The sequence below is a fragment of the Pseudomonas sp. Tul2A7 genome (genome assembly GCF_054790505.1).
Window position 1 is genome coordinate 1,440,216 of record NZ_CP186499.1, and the last position, 14,750, is coordinate 1,454,965.

5 protein-coding genes are annotated in these 14,750 nt (G+C 59.7%); 2 read left to right on the forward strand and 3 right to left on the reverse strand.

The features are described from left to right. Positions 1 to 6: 6 nt before the first annotated feature. Positions 7 to 3,282, reverse strand: coding sequence for a transglutaminase family protein (locus ACOYXJ_RS06550; RefSeq protein ID WP_460368565.1), 3,276 nt, complete (start codon positions 3,280 to 3,282; stop codon positions 7 to 9). A gap of 339 nt (positions 3,283 to 3,621) precedes the next feature. Further along, positions 3,622 to 5,934: a YgiQ family radical SAM protein gene (locus tag ACOYXJ_RS06555; protein WP_095120622.1), complete on the reverse strand. Its 2,313-nt coding sequence runs from the start codon at positions 5,932 to 5,934 to the stop codon at positions 3,622 to 3,624. 226 nt (positions 5,935 to 6,160) lie between these two features. On the opposite strand from ACOYXJ_RS06555, the gene ACOYXJ_RS06560 reads away from it, so the two are divergent. Together ACOYXJ_RS06560 and ACOYXJ_RS06565 are read left to right on the forward strand one after the other, a co-directional pair. Then, complete coding sequence (locus ACOYXJ_RS06560) at positions 6,161 to 8,773, forward strand: hypothetical protein (RefSeq protein ID WP_460368567.1); 2,613 nt, start codon at positions 6,161 to 6,163, stop codon at positions 8,771 to 8,773. Positions 8,774 to 8,887: 114 nt separating this feature from the next. Next, complete coding sequence (locus tag ACOYXJ_RS06565; RefSeq protein ID WP_460368569.1) at positions 8,888 to 13,246, forward strand: NEL-type E3 ubiquitin ligase domain-containing protein; 4,359 nt, start codon at positions 8,888 to 8,890, stop codon at positions 13,244 to 13,246. A gap of 44 nt (positions 13,247 to 13,290) precedes the next feature. Here ACOYXJ_RS06565 and dnaB read toward each other — a convergent pair whose 3' ends face one another. Beyond that, positions 13,291 to 14,688, reverse strand: a complete 1,398-nt coding sequence (gene dnaB / locus ACOYXJ_RS06570) for a replicative DNA helicase (RefSeq protein WP_007915846.1) — start codon at positions 14,686 to 14,688, stop codon at positions 13,291 to 13,293. Between the last annotated feature and the right edge of the window lie 62 nt (positions 14,689 to 14,750).

Here is a 14,750-nt window from a genome sequence, read left to right on the forward strand (position 1 = left end):
TAGGCCTTAGAAACGTCGTAAATCGATTGTCATCGGTAGCTCGTCACTGATTTCTACATTCGGTACAGGAAGTTTCCCCGGCGTGTGTCCGACGCGGAAGAATCGCGCCATGCGCCGGCTCTCCGCTTCGTTGGCGTTGACCGGCAACGTCTCGTAATTGCGCCCGCCCGGATGGGCAACGTGGTACTGACAACCGCCCAGGGAACGCCCCATCCAAGTGTCGAGGAGGTCGAACACCAGCGGTGCGTGCACGGGTATTGTCGGTTGCAAACAGTTGGCCGGTTGCCACGCCCGGTAACGCACACCTGCAACGAACTCGCCCACGCGTCCGGTCGGGTGCAACGGCACCGCGATGCCGTTACACGTCAGCAGATAACGCTGCGGCGGCAAGCCTTTGAGCTTGACCTGCAGGCGCTCCAGCGATGAGTCGACGTAACGCACCGTGCCGCCCGCCGCGCCCTCCTCGCCCAGCACATGCCAAGGCTCCAGCGCCTGCCGCAGTTCCAGTTCGATGCCGTTGACGGCGTAATCGCCGACCTTGGGAAAACGAAATTCCAGATGCGCGGCAAACCATTCCGCGCGCAGCGGATAACCGGCGTTGTTCAGTTCGACAATGACGTCGGCAAAATCCTGCTCGATAAAGTGCGGCAGCAAAAAACGGTCGTGCAGTTCGGTACCCCAGCGCGCCAGTTTCGGCGGCGCATAAGGTTCGCGCCAAAACCGCGCGACCAGCGCCCGCAGCAACAACTGCTGGGCCAGGCTCATGCGCGCATGGGGCGGCATTTCGAACGCACGCAATTCCAGCAAACCGAGACGACCGGTGGCGCCATCAGGCGAATACAGTTTGTCGATGCAGAACTCGGCACGGTGGGTGTTGCCGGTGACGTCGATCAGCAAATTGCGCAACAGTCGATCGACCAGCCACGGGGCGCATTCCTCACCCGGCTCGGGCATCTGCGCGAAGGCGATTTCCAGTTCGTACAAAGCATCATTGCGCGCCTCATCGACACGCGGCGCCTGAGACGTCGGGCCGATGAACAGTCCAGAGAACAGATACGACAATGACGGATGGTTATGCCAGTAACTGATCAGGCTGCGCAGCAGATCGGGGCGACGCAGGAACGGCGAATCCGCCGGCGTCGCGCCACCGAGAACGAAATGGTTACCGCCACCGGTGCCAGTGTGACGGCCGTCGATCATGAATTTTTCGGTGGTCAGGCGGGTCTGGCGCGCCTCTTCATACAGAAACTCGGTGCGCTCGACCAATTCGTCCCACGTGGCCGAGGGTTGCACGTTGACCTCGATCACGCCCGGATCCGGGGTGATGCGGAAATTGCTCAGACGCGGATCGCTCGGTGGCTCGTAGCCCTCCAGCAACACCGGGCAATGCAATTCTTCAGCCGTCGCTTCGATGGCGGCCACCAGTTCCAGATAATCCTCGACCCGCTCCAGCGGCGGCATGAACAGATACAAGCGGCCCTCGCGAGCCTCGGCGCAGAATGCAGTGCGGGTCAGCCAGTCAGCGGACTCGTCGATTTTCGGCACGCGTTCGTCAGCTGTCGCCGGTTCGCCGTGACGGTTGAGCTGCGCGGCATCCGGCAGCTCAGGGAAATCCTGATTCGGGTCCTGTGGATGAATAAACGGATACTCCGCGGCCTTCACCCACGGCTGCGACCCCAACGGCAGGCGATAGCCCAACGGCGAATCCCCCGGCACCAGTCGGCAATGCTCGTCACGCAGGTACCAGCGCCCGCTCTGCCATTGATCACCCTTGGCCGTGCGCGCCAGCGGCAACACCTGGCCGATTACCTTGTTCAGGCCCTGACTGAAGACCTTGCGCAGGCGTGTACGCTCAAGAGGTTCCTCAAGACGTGAATCTTCGGCGCTGACATTGCTCGGCAACGTGCCCTCGCGCCAGAGGTAGTAGAAATTGTCTTCGTAGGCCGGGAACACAAAGCGCGTAGGCAATTTCAGGCGCTCGGCGACACTGGCCAGAAAGCGCCCGGCCAGTTCACCGTCGGCGCCGTAATCCTGTTGTTCGTCGGCAATCAGCGCGTCGTTGTGCCAGATCGGCACACCATCACGGCGCCAGTAGCAATTGAGCGACCAACGCGGCAGTTGCTCGCCGGGATACCACTTGCCCTGGCCGAAATGCACCAGGCCTTTCGGCGCGTAATGCTTGCGCATGCGCTGGAACAGTTCGGCGGAGAGCCGGCGCTTGTCCGCGCCCAATGCGGCGGTGTTCCACTCGGCGCCATCCGGGTCATCGATGGAAACGAAGGTCGGCTCGCCGCCCATGGTCAGGCGCACATCATCCGCCAGCAGGTCGGCATCGATCTGCCGCCCCAGCGCCTGAATCGCCAGCCACTGTTCATCGGTGTAGGGCTTGGTGACGCGCGGCGCCTCCCAGATCCGCTCCACCGACATTTCGTGGCTGAACACACATTCGCACGGCTCGACCAGGCCACTGATCGGTGCCGCCGAGGACGGATCGGGACTACACGCCAAGGGGATATGCCCTTCGCCGGCGAACAGCCCGGAAGTCGCATCGAGGCCGATCCAGCCCGCGCCCGGCAAATACACCTCGCACCAGGCGTGCAGGTCGGTGAAATCCACTTCAGTGCCGGATGGGCCGTCGAGACTTTTCACGTCGGCCGTCAGTTGAATCAGATAACCGGAGACAAATCGCGCCGCCAACCCGAGGTTGCGCAGCAGTTGCACCAGCAGCCACGCCGAATCGCGGCAGGAACCGGAGGCGTGTTCAAGGGTGTGTTCCGGGGTTTGCACGCCCGGCTCCATGCGGATCAGGTAACCGATGTCTTCGCTCAAGCGCTGGTTGAGCGCCACCAGAAAATCCACCGCCGGCAGCGGCGTGCGGTCGATGGCGTCCAGATAGGCCTTGAATGTCGGCGTCAGCGGCAGGGTTTCGAGGTACGGCGCCAACTCCTTGCGCTCATCGGCAGCGTAGGCGAAAGGGATTTTCTCGGCGTAGGGTTCGAGGAAGAAATCGAATGGATTGAACACGGCCATTTCGGTGAGCAGATCAACTTCGATGCGCAGTTCATTGGTCTTCTCGGGGAACACCAATCGGGCGAGGTAGTTGCCCTGCGGATCCTGCTGCCAGTTGATGAAGTGCTGCTCGGGCGAAACTTTCAGCGCATACGACAGAATCCGCGTGCGGCTGTGGGCAGCCGGGCGCAGGCGCACGATCTGCGGGCCGAGTTCGACAGCGCGGTCGTAGCGGTAATGCGTGACGTGATGCAATGCGACATGAATCGACACGGCGTGCCTCCTGCGAGCCTAAGCGTATTCGAAAGCGCGCAAGACTTATGCCATGCAGAGGGCTTGGGCGCTTTCCCGGAATGCTTAGGGCAGTACAGCACCAAAATCGGGCGATGCGGGGAAATGGTTTGGGGAGTTTGCTTCTATTTGTGGCAGGCAGCGGCTAATGCAGTGTTTGATCGGGTACTTTCGCGAGCAGGCTCGCTCCCACATTTGGAACGCGGTTTCCTGTGGGAGCGAGCCTGCTCGCGAAGAGGCAAGCGGCAACAACACATTCCCTGAGGCCTGAAATGCAAAACGCCAACCCGAAGGTTGGCGTTCTGTTCAGCTCAGCAATGTTTAGCGCGGTACCACCGGCTTACGCGTCGGCTTCGGCCCCTTGCCTTTCGCGGCGTCCTTGCGCTCTTTCGCCGCCTGCTGGTTGCGGGCAAACGCCGCCGCCTTGGCCTGTTCACGCTTGTCCCAAGGATTACCACCATCACTGGCACGCGGCGGCAGGCCGGTGTGCTGAGTGAGGATCTTGGTGGTCTTCTCTTTGCCTTCCTTCGCCACTTTATGACTACCGGCTGGCGTCGAGTTCTTGCGACGGGCGCTCTGATAGCTGTCGGTAGCCGGCTGGTGCGTCGGGATCAACTGATCCTTGCCCGAACCGATCAGATCAGCGCGGCCCATGCGGATCAACGCTTCGCGCAGCATCGGCCAGCCTTTCGGGTCGTGATAACGCAAGAACGCCTTGTGCAGACGACGCTGCTCTTCGCTCTTGACGATGGTCACGCCATCACTCTTGTAGGTGACCTTGCGCAGCGGGTTCTTGCCCGAGTGGTACATCGCGGTGGCGGTGGCCATCGGCGACGGGTAGAACGCCTGCACCTGGTCAGCGCGAAAGCCGTTGCCCTTGAGCCACAGCGCGAGGTTCATCATGTCTTCGTCGGTGGTGCCCGGGTGGGCGGCGATGAAGTACGGAATCAGGTACTGCTCTTTACCCGCTTCCTTGGTGTACTTCTCGAACATGCGCTTGAACTTGTCATAGCTGCCGATGCCCGGTTTCATCATCTGGTTGAGCGGACCTTCCTCGGTGTGTTCCGGGGCGATCTTCAGGTAGCCACCGACGTGGTGGGTCACCAGCTCTTTGACGTACTCCGGCGACTCGACCGCGAGGTCGTAACGCAGGCCGGAGGCAATCAGGATCTTCTTCACACCCGGCAACGCACGGGCGCTGCGGTACAGCTGAATCAGCGACGAGTGGTCGGTGTTCAGGTTCGGGCAGATGCCCGGGAACACGCAGGACGGCTTGCGGCACGCCGATTCGATTTCCGGTGTTTTGCAGGCGATGCGGTACATGTTCGCAGTCGGGCCGCCGAGGTCGGAAATGACGCCGGTGAAGCCCGGCACCTTGTCGCGGATCTCTTCGATTTCGCGAATGATCGACTCTTCGGAACGGTTCTGGATGATCCGGCCTTCGTGCTCGGTGATCGAGCAGAAGGTGCAGCCGCCGAAGCAGCCACGCATGATGTTCACCGAGAAACGGATCATGTCGTAGGCCGGAATCTTCTCCTTGCCGTACGCCGGGTGCGGAACACGTGCGTAAGGCATGCCGAACACGTAGTCCATTTCTTCGGTGGTCATCGGAATCGGCGGCGGGTTGAACCAGACGTCGACTTCACCGTGCTTCTGCACCAGCGCACGGGCGTTGCCCGGGTTGGTTTCGAGGTGCAGCACGCGGTTGGCGTGAGCATACAGAACGGCGTCGCCGCGCACCTTTTCTACCGATGGCAGGCGAATCACGGTCTTGTCACGGGTCATGCGCGGGCTGGCCAGGATCTGTACGACCTTGGCTTCCTGCGGATCTTCAACCGGACCCTTTTCCTGCTCGATGGCGCAGGCCTGGGTGTCCTGAGTGTTCACGTACGGGTTGATGATCTTGTCGACCTTGCCCGGACGGTCAATGCGCGTCGAATCGACTTCATACCAGTCTTTCGGCGTATCGCGTCGAATGAACGCGGTGCCGCGCACATCGGTGATGTCTTCGATCTTGTGGCCGTAGGACAGACGCTGGGCGACTTCGACAATTGCGCGTTCGGCGTTGCCGTAAAGCAGGATGTCGGCGCTGGCGTCGATCAGGATCGAGTTACGCACGCGATCCTGCCAGTAGTCATAGTGCGCAATGCGGCGCAGGGAAGCTTCGATGCCGCCAAGGACGATCGGCACGTGCTTGTAGGCTTCTTTACAGCGCTGGCTGTAAACCAGGCTCGCGCGATCCGGACGCTTGCCGGCCATGCCGCCGGGCGTGTAGGCATCGTCGGAACGGATTTTCTTGTCCGCGGTGTAGCGGTTGATCATCGAGTCCATGTTGCCCGCCGCAACCCCGAAGAACAGGTTCGGCTCACCGAGCTTCATGAAGTCGTCTTTGGACTGCCAGTTCGGCTGGGCAATGATCCCGACGCGGAAGCCCTGAGACTCCAGCAGCCGGCCGATGATCGCCATACCGAACGAGGGGTGATCGACGTAGGCATCACCGGTAACAATGATGATGTCGCACGAATCCCAGCCAAGCTGATCCATCTCCTCCCTGCTCATCGGCAGGAATGGCGCTGGTCCGAAACATTCGGCCCAATATTTTGGATAGTCAAATAACGGCTTGGCTGCTTGCATGTCGACGACCGGTGTTGAAGTGAAAAATCGCGGGCGCGGAATATAGCACAAATTTTGACCAATTCCGACGGCAATGGTCGGTTTCTAACGACAACCCGCTCTGCGCACTTCGAGCAGAAAATCTCCGGTGACTTTCAACCCGCCAGACAGCGGCAATGACGCTGAATGCCTTGCAATACTCGATGAACGAGTGCTGCAGCCGCCACTTTTTCAAGGATGAAGAAACATGGCAGTAAAACCGCCTCGCAATGGCACCGCCTACGTGGACGTGGACGTCCATATCCGCTCGAATAGACCGGTGGACGGCGACACAAGGACGCCAGATACGCCGGCCCGCAAAGGCCTCGATCCGTGGCTTCATGGCGAAACCCCGAAACCGCGGACCCCGCCACCCGGCGTCGAAGATCCCGATGCGATCCTGCCAGCAGCGACTGTCATGATTCGCCCGACCACAGCCCCCGCTGAAGTCCGTCTCGTCACCGATCAGCCGCTAAAGCATTACTGGGTCAGTACCACGGCAAAACTGCCGCCTGCCGACAGCGAAGGATTCAGGGTGTACAACAAACGGCTGTACGTCGACGTCCCCGATGGCGGCATCGTTCTGGTCGCAGTGCAGCCGGACACGGGACTGTACCGGGCCCGGTTATCGAGCGAACTGCATCCCTCTGGGCCGCTGCTATTACGCGACGTCGACAGTGGCGTCTGGCACCCACTCAATGATGTTAACGCCGGCAACGTCCCGCTCACCGACGCAAGCCTTCAGCCGTTTCGCACTGATCTGGATTTGCGCACAGCCGAGCCCGGCAGCGATGGTTTGTTTCGCCACGACGGCAAGCTCTACGTGATCATCCACAACCACGCGTATCAGGTGATGCAAGATCTCGACGCGTCGAGCCCGGCGTACAAGGTGTGGCGTATCGTTAACCCCAAGGATCCGGTGGCCACCGATAGCGCGAACATCTACCGCGCCAGTCGCAGCGGCGAAACCCGGGCGATCACTCGCAACGAGGCAAACGTCTGGGTTTCTGTACTTACGGGGCTGAGGGGTGGCATGCCCCGCAATGACTCGACGCAGGCCAAAATGGCCCTCCTGATGCAACGCTATGAACCCTTCCAGAATGCCCACACCGCCCTGATCGAATCATCCACGCAGTACGACGCCCTCTGGAGTCGGGCCCGACAACAGGCGGATGGCCCCGCCAGGACCTCGGCCCTGGTCGCCGTTGAGGTGCATTTGCTCAAGCACATCAGAAAGCAAACGGCCTTTGTTCAGTCGCTCGTCGACAACAAGGACTGGATGACCATCCTCAAGGCAGGCGGGCTATTCAAGGAAGAACTGCACACTTTCCGGATAGAACGCGTCGAATACCTCAACAGGCTCATGGCCGTCATGGACCTCAGAACCAGGCCTGAGGTGACAGACATGAGTGCCGACAACTGCAGAAAAATCATCACTCACCTGAACAAGAAACTGAAGATTCTCGACGAGCGCCAGGTGGTGATGGAGCAGATCAGAAAAGCGTCTCCCGGAGCGGCCGCGCAACTGACTGAACTCGGCTGGCAGGTACCCGCAACGGATCGCATCAACTTCAACAAACTGGCTCTTTATGTGCACCTGTTTGCAGGCACTCCCGACCAGTCGCCAGACACGACCATGCCCTCGCTATCAGCCCTCGACCTGATTACCGGGGATCTGGGCAATGTTCCAGAGCGCGAGCATCCCATGGCGCTGCTGCTGGCTATTGATCAGTTGAAAGGAGACCGTAGCCGCTTTGAAATGCTGCTGAGCTCGCAAAGCCCGAGGGGCCAATACCTTGAGGAGATCATTGCTCTGATCGAGCCGATCGAGAAGAAAATCGAAGGCAAACTGACTGAAATTCTTGACGTTTCGATGCGCCGATCCGATCTGCCGAGCCTCGACCAGGACATTGATTTCGACTTCATTCCGACGCAACCGGTCTACGCCGATACAAGCCGTCCCGCCCCCGCCAAGAAGATGTTCCGAACCCGTCAGCACGGCACTTACAGGGTACTGGTCGGAGAGACTGAAACCGCCCCGGACGGGAGCATCATCATCAAGGTTCCCGACCCGTTGCGGCCAGATTCACCGCCCAGGCGCTACGAAAAAAGACAAGACGAATGGCTGCCGGTGCTCCCGCCGATTGTCCGCGTACCACGCTCGCAACTGGTCGGCGAGGCAATCCGGTTACTGGCCAGCCATGAGAATCACATGCTCGATGCGAGCGCCCAAGAAGCCAGAAAAACCAACCCGACAGAGATCATCGAAAGTCTGGGCAAGGAAAGCGATTTGCTCAACGAGCAGGCCAGACGGCTGGAGAACCACGCAAGCGAGGGCGAAGATAGAGGGATCATCGATTTGGCCGCACGCCTGCGAACCGCAGCCGACTCATTGACCAGCCAAGGGCAAGAGATTCTGGTGCGGATGTACAAGAACAAAGACGTGCTGGACATCATGCGCCTGAATTATCTGCTGGATCGCGCCGAGCTCAATGTGAGCAAGACCGTTGATCGCAAGGCGTTGGGCAAAGGCAAGGACAAGTCATTCCTCGACGTTTACGCCATCTCTGATCGCGCTGACGGCGGACCGTTGTGGCAAGCCCACTTCCACTATGACAAGCAGGACAGCCACCCGCTGAACTTCACTATCAAGGGCAGCCACCTGAAAACCCTGGAACAGAGCAAACGCGGGATCGAGTCGCAGCGCCGCGATGAACTGGCCGGTCTGGTGCATGTGCCGATCTGGCGAGAGAGGTTCGATGGCAAAACAGCGCACAAAATATTCACATTGGCAGACAACGCGGCAGCGCTTGCCGAGTAAAGGATCACGCCCGAGCGCCGCGCTTGCGACCCTGTGACAACCACCAGGCAATGACGCCGAACGCTGTCGGCGCCCCTTCGCGGGCCCTGATAGCAAAACTGCAAGGAAGAAAAAATGTCACCACGACTGCCTCTCAAAGGCACCGTTGAAAGCCCCGTACGACCGACCCGGCAAGGATCGGAAACAGTAAGGCCCGAGACACCACCGCATGTCGATTTCGGCCCATCGAGCTCACGAGGAACGCTGAACCGTGAGGGTCTCGGCAGACCCGCGAGCGACGCCAGCCTCGATAGCATCGCGCCAATACCGGCGGTAACGATCAGTGAGTCAGCGTCACCAATAGCCGCGATCACGCGTGAGCAATGGCCACTGGAACATTACTGGATCTCCCCCCCCGCGGACCTGCAAGGTCCAAACGCTGAGGGTTTCCGGATGCACAGGGGGCGACGTTACGTCGATGTCCCCAACGGCGGCACGGTGCTTGTCGGAGTCGACACGCAGACCCGACAGTATCGAGCCCGCTTATCAACGGATCTGGAAGCGCTCGGCCAGGTGCTGCTGCGTGACCCCGAAAGCGGGCTCTGGCACCCACAGGAACGCCCCCAACCAGCCCCGTCTACGTCGGCCGCGCCAGGCAGTGGTGGATTGCCCCGGCCCGGTGGCGGGCACGCACGCCCGGCTCATCGACAATTGGCAGACCGGGTTGCCGCCATCATCAATCGACTGCGCAGTCCACACGCTCGCGCAAAGAGGCTGTTCCGCGCCATGAGTGAGGAACAGATTGGCGCTTACATCCGCTCGCTGGGCAGCGACATCGAAGGCGGGTTGAGTCGGCGCGAAACCGAATACAAAACGCTCAAGCATCAACTGACGCTCTGGAGCAAAGAATCATCTTCGACGCCAGCAATAGCAAAAGACTGGGCAGAACACGTCACCCACGAAATAAAACGCTGCTTTCGCCGAGAGACCGGGACGTCATTGAAGCTTGAGCCTGGCAGCGGCCCCCTGCCGGCATTGCAGGCTGATTTCAGCCATGTCCGGGAACTGTCTCTGGACTCCATCACCTGGACGCCCGCAGCCGACACTTTTCTCAGCGGATTCTCGCGCCTGGAGCAATTGACGGTCACCCGCGCCACGCTGGATAAACTGCCGGCAGCCGTCGCGCAGATGGGCGACCTGAGAACATTGGATTTGAGTGCCAACCGGATCCGGCTGGACACACCAACCGCCGCTGCACTCACGTCTCTCAGCAATCTTGAAACCATCAACCTGTCGAACAATCCGCTGAGCATGACGCCCGACTTCAGCGCGCTGACCGGGTTGAAAGTGTTGAACCTGAGCAATTCGCAACTGGATCAGTGGCCAACAGGTTTGCGCCACCAGACCGGTCTGCAAATCGTCGATTTGCGCAATAACCAATTGCAGGAAGTACCCCAGACGCTGCTCAATCCCCCCGCCGCGCAGCTCGAGGCCACCGTCAGACTTAACGGCGTCACCCTTATTGAAGGCAACGCCTTTGCGCCCGGCTATTGGAAAACCCTGGAACTGTATTGGCGCCGCCTCGCTGCGGATCATCCTGCACTGTCTGGCTCTGCTCATCCACAGGGTCTCAGGCTGGTCGAAAATATTCCCGAGCTGAGCGCGGTGCAGCGGATGTACCCGGGCAAGGATGCGCAAGCGGCGAAGGATTACGTTCTGCAATTGGGAGATCAGGAACTGACTCGCCGCCTGCAGGATTTCGACCTGCTTGAAACGCAGCTGGAAGATTATGTCGCCGGCCATCAATACCAGGGCTCCATCGACGCGGCCACAGCAAGACGATGGGCACCGCAACGTATCGCCAGAATCATCAAAGCCTGCTGGCTACGGGAGTCGGGGGAAATGCTCAGACTTCCGCCCGGCAGTGGACCACTGCCCGCCCTGACGGCAGATTTCAGTCATGTCCGGATGCTCGATCTGCAAGAAATGAACTGGTCGGATAGCGGCGACACCTTCCTGGCCAACTTTACCAACCTGGAAAGCCTGTCCATCATCCGTTCCAATCTTCAAAAGCTGCCAGCCAGCGTGAACGATATGAACAAGCTGACCCGACTGGATCTGAGCGCCAACAGTCTCGAGCTGGATGCGCAAAGTGCTGCAGCACTGAGCACCCTGAGCCGGCTGCAGATCGTCAATCTTTCGCAGAACCCGCTGAAAACGTGCCCCGACTTCAGCGCCATGTCCGGGCTGACAAGCCTTGACTTGAACAGCACGGGAATCGATCAGTGGCCGACTGGCCTGCTGGGCAAAACTGCTTTGGCGGGCCTTGATTTGCGCAACAACCATTTGACGCAAGTGCCGCAGGCAAACATCAACCCCGCTCCCGAGCAGTTGGCCTCGATCGCTCGAATCAACGGCGCGACATTACTGGAGGGCAATGATTTTCCATCGGGTTACTGGAGAAAGTTCGACGGCTACTGGCGACGTGTGCACGTTGCGCACCCGCAACTGTTGGACGCTGCGCATCCCGCTGCTTTCGATAGCGACAACTCTCGAGCGCAGCGATATCGCCGTCTCTATCCGAACAAAAGCATCAAGCTGTGCAGAGAGTATTTGTGGAACCTTGACCAAGGCACTGCCGGTACAAGGCTGGCCAGCCTCGAACGAGAATTCACCACACTGAAAACCCATCTGGACGCGTGGGTTTTTTCGGGAGGTGGCAACCGTCAGGGTTATCTTCGCGCGAATCAGGTGTTAATCAACGCCGAGACTCGCAACGATCGCACCACGGCAAGCCAGCGGATCATCAGTTGCTGGCGACGTGAAACTCCGCAAAAACTGGCCAATGACAGGACCCCCATCGGACTTGAGCTGGACCTGCGCGGTCTGAGGCTGCAAAGCCTGCCGGATATCGACGCAGACTTCAGTCACGTCGGCTCGCTCAACCTGAGCAATATGGGCCTGAGCACATCGCCGGAAGGCTTTCTGACCCGTTTTCGCCACGTACGCTGGCTGGATCTTTCACGCAATCAACTGCGCGAATTGCCGCCCGCCGCTGGAGAAATGAACGGTCTGACCCGACTGTTTCTGCAGAACAACCAGATCGTCCTGACGGACGACACCGCCCGCGCTTTGTCAGAACGCACAACACTGCGAGCATTGTGGCTGCATGACAATCCACAATTGGCCATCGCCCCGGATTTCAGCCGGATAATCGACATGCGCTCAATCAATCTGGCCAACACAGGCATCGACACCTTTCCTGCCGGCATTGCCGATCAACCCCTATTGGATACCGTTAACCTGAGCAACAACCGGATCGAGGAAATCCCCGATTCCGTCATTGCCCCGCCGGACGAGCGACTTGCACACACGGCTCGCGTCAACAACGTGACCAACATCACCGACAATCCACTGTCGGCAGAGACACGTACCCGGCTGAACCATTACAACGACCGACTGATTGAGGCAGAGATGCCGCTGACCGGCCGGAACAACCTGCTCGACACGGCGGACGGCCACGCGCCTGTTGTGCGCCGAGTCACCACCGACAACCCAATGGCTCGCTGGACAGTCGGGATGCCAACCGATCTGCTGTCAACCCGAAGAGCCCAATGGCGAACACTGCGTAACCAGCAAGGCTCCGACGGGCTGTTCAATACCCTTGCCCGTCTGCTGCATGTTCCCGCCGGCCATAACGACCTTCAGCAACGGGTCTGGAAACTGATCGACAGCATTACCGAAAACAACCCGCAATCCGAACGCCTGCGCAGCGAACTGTTCGAACGGTCAGGCGAGGCAGCCTGCTGCGATCGGGCAGCCTTCACGTTCGCCAATCTGGAAACCCGGATGATGATGCATAACGCTCGCAGCCTGGCTCGGGATCAAGCACAAGGCCCGCAACTTGCCGCACTGTCCAAGGCCTTGTTTCGCTTGCATGAGGTCGACAAGATCGCATCGGCGGACATTGCGCAACGAGAGGCGAGCATCCTCGAATCCAGGCTGGGCCAGGAGGCTCAGGCGCTTCCAGCCCCGCATGTCTCAGAAGAAGTCGAAATCAGGCTTTTTTATCGCCACGGTCTGAAAGACCGTTTGCAACTGCCGGGGCAGCCCGAGCGAATGGGTTTCGGGCATCTGGTCAATGTGTCAAAAGCACAGATGGATGCCGCATACGAAAAAATCATCGCCCTGGATAACTCGCCCGAAGAATTTCAGGCTCTGTTATCGAGAGAGTTCTGGCAGGAGTTTGTCATCCACAAATACCAATCGCAGTTCGAAGCTCAGCGTCAGCCGTTTCAGGACCGCCAGGCGACACTCGATGAGTCTTACGCTGCCAACGAACTATCGTTTGCCGAATACGACGCGCAATCCAGAGCGCTGCAAGCGCCGCTTGCGATCGAGGAAGCCGCCTTGATCGAAACGCTGACCCGGCTGGAACTGGCCGGGCATGCGACCCGCGACAACGTCGAAGAACCCGTGGGCGAAAGCACGTAACACGGCGCAAGAGCGGGTGTTGGCCGAATGACTTCGGCCAACACTCATTCGTCGTCGTCGAAGTTGTAGCTGCCGGGCGCAAGGTTTTCGAAACGGGTGTATTTGCCGATGAACGCCAGGCGGATAAAACCGATCGGGCCGTTACGCTGCTTGCCGATGATGATTTCGGCGATGCCCTTGTGTTCGGTTTCCGGGTGATACACCTCGTCGCGGTACACGAACATGATCACGTCGGCGTCCTGCTCGATCGCTCCGGATTCCCGCAAGTCGGAGTTCACCGGGCGCTTGTTAGGGCGCTGTTCGAGGGAGCGGTTGAGCTGCGACAGCGCCACCACCGGGCAGTTGAACTCCTTGGCCAGCGCTTTCAGGGATCGCGAGATCTCGGAAATCTCGTTGGTCCGGTTATCGCCGCTGGAACCGGGGATCTGCATCAGTTGCAGGTAGTCGATCATGATCAGGCCGACGTCGCCGTGCTCACGCACCAGACGTCGGGTCCGTGCACGCATTTCCGACGGGCTGATACCGGCGGTGTCATCGATGAACAGCTTGCGGTCGTTGAGCAGGTTGACCGCTGAAGTCAGGCGCGGCCAGTCGTCGTCTTCCAGTTGACCGGAACGCACCTTGGTCTGGTCGATACGCCCCAGCGAGGAAAGCATACGCATGATCAGCGATTCGCCTGGCATCTCGAGGGAGTACACCAGGACCGCCTTCTCGCTGCGCAACACGGCGTTTTCCACCAGGTTCATCGCGAAGGTGGTTTTACCCATCGACGGACGGCCGGCGACGATGATCAAGTCGGACGGCTGCAGGCCGCTGGTCTTCTCGTCGAGGTCGGTGTAGCCGGTGGACAGGCCGGTGATGGCGTTGTCGGTGTTGAACAAGGTGTCGATGCGGTCGATGGCCTTGGTCAGCAAATCGTTCACACCCACCGGGCCGCCGGTTTTAGGCCGGGCCTCGGCAATCTGGAAGATCTGCCGTTCGGCTTCGTCGAGAATCTCGGCGGCGGTGCGGCCTTCCGGATTGAAGGCGCTGTCGGCGATTTCGGTGCTGATGCCGATCAACTGGCGCAAGGTCGCTCGTTCGCGAACGATCTGCGCATAAGCCTTGATGTTGGCGACGGACGGCGTGTTTTTCGCCAGTTCGCCAAGGTAACCGAGACCGCCGACTTGCGAGGTCTGACCTTCCTTGTCCAGTTGTTCGGACAGGGTCACGACGTCGATCGGCATGTTCTGATCGGCCAGTTTGGCGATCGCCCGGAAGATCAGACGGTGGTCATGTCGATAGAAATCGCCGTCGGAGACTTGATCGAGCACGCGTTCCCAGGCGTTGTTGTCCAGCATCAGACCACCGAGTACAGCCTGTTCGGCTTCGATGGAATGCGGCGGCACCTTCAGGGCAGCGGTTTGCAGATCGTATTGCTCGGGAGCGGAGATATCGTTCATGGCCACTTGTGTTGTTTGGAAAAACAGGGAATTCAGAAAGACAAAGGGCACGACCTGTAAAC

Bases quoted from the DNA above. Each gene is read 5' to 3' on its own strand.
- ACOYXJ_RS06560 (WP_460368567.1), top strand. From the start codon at position 6,161: ATGGCAGTAAAACCGCCTCGCAATGGCACCGCCTACGTGGACGTGGAC.
- ACOYXJ_RS06555 (WP_095120622.1), bottom strand. From the start codon at position 5,934: ATGCAAGCAGCCAAGCCGTTATTTGACTATCCAAAATATTGGGCCGAA.
- ACOYXJ_RS06565 (WP_460368569.1), top strand. From the start codon at position 8,888: ATGTCACCACGACTGCCTCTCAAAGGCACCGTTGAAAGCCCCGTACGA.
- dnaB (WP_007915846.1), bottom strand. From the start codon at position 14,688: ATGAACGATATCTCCGCTCCCGAGCAATACGATCTGCAAACCGCTGCC.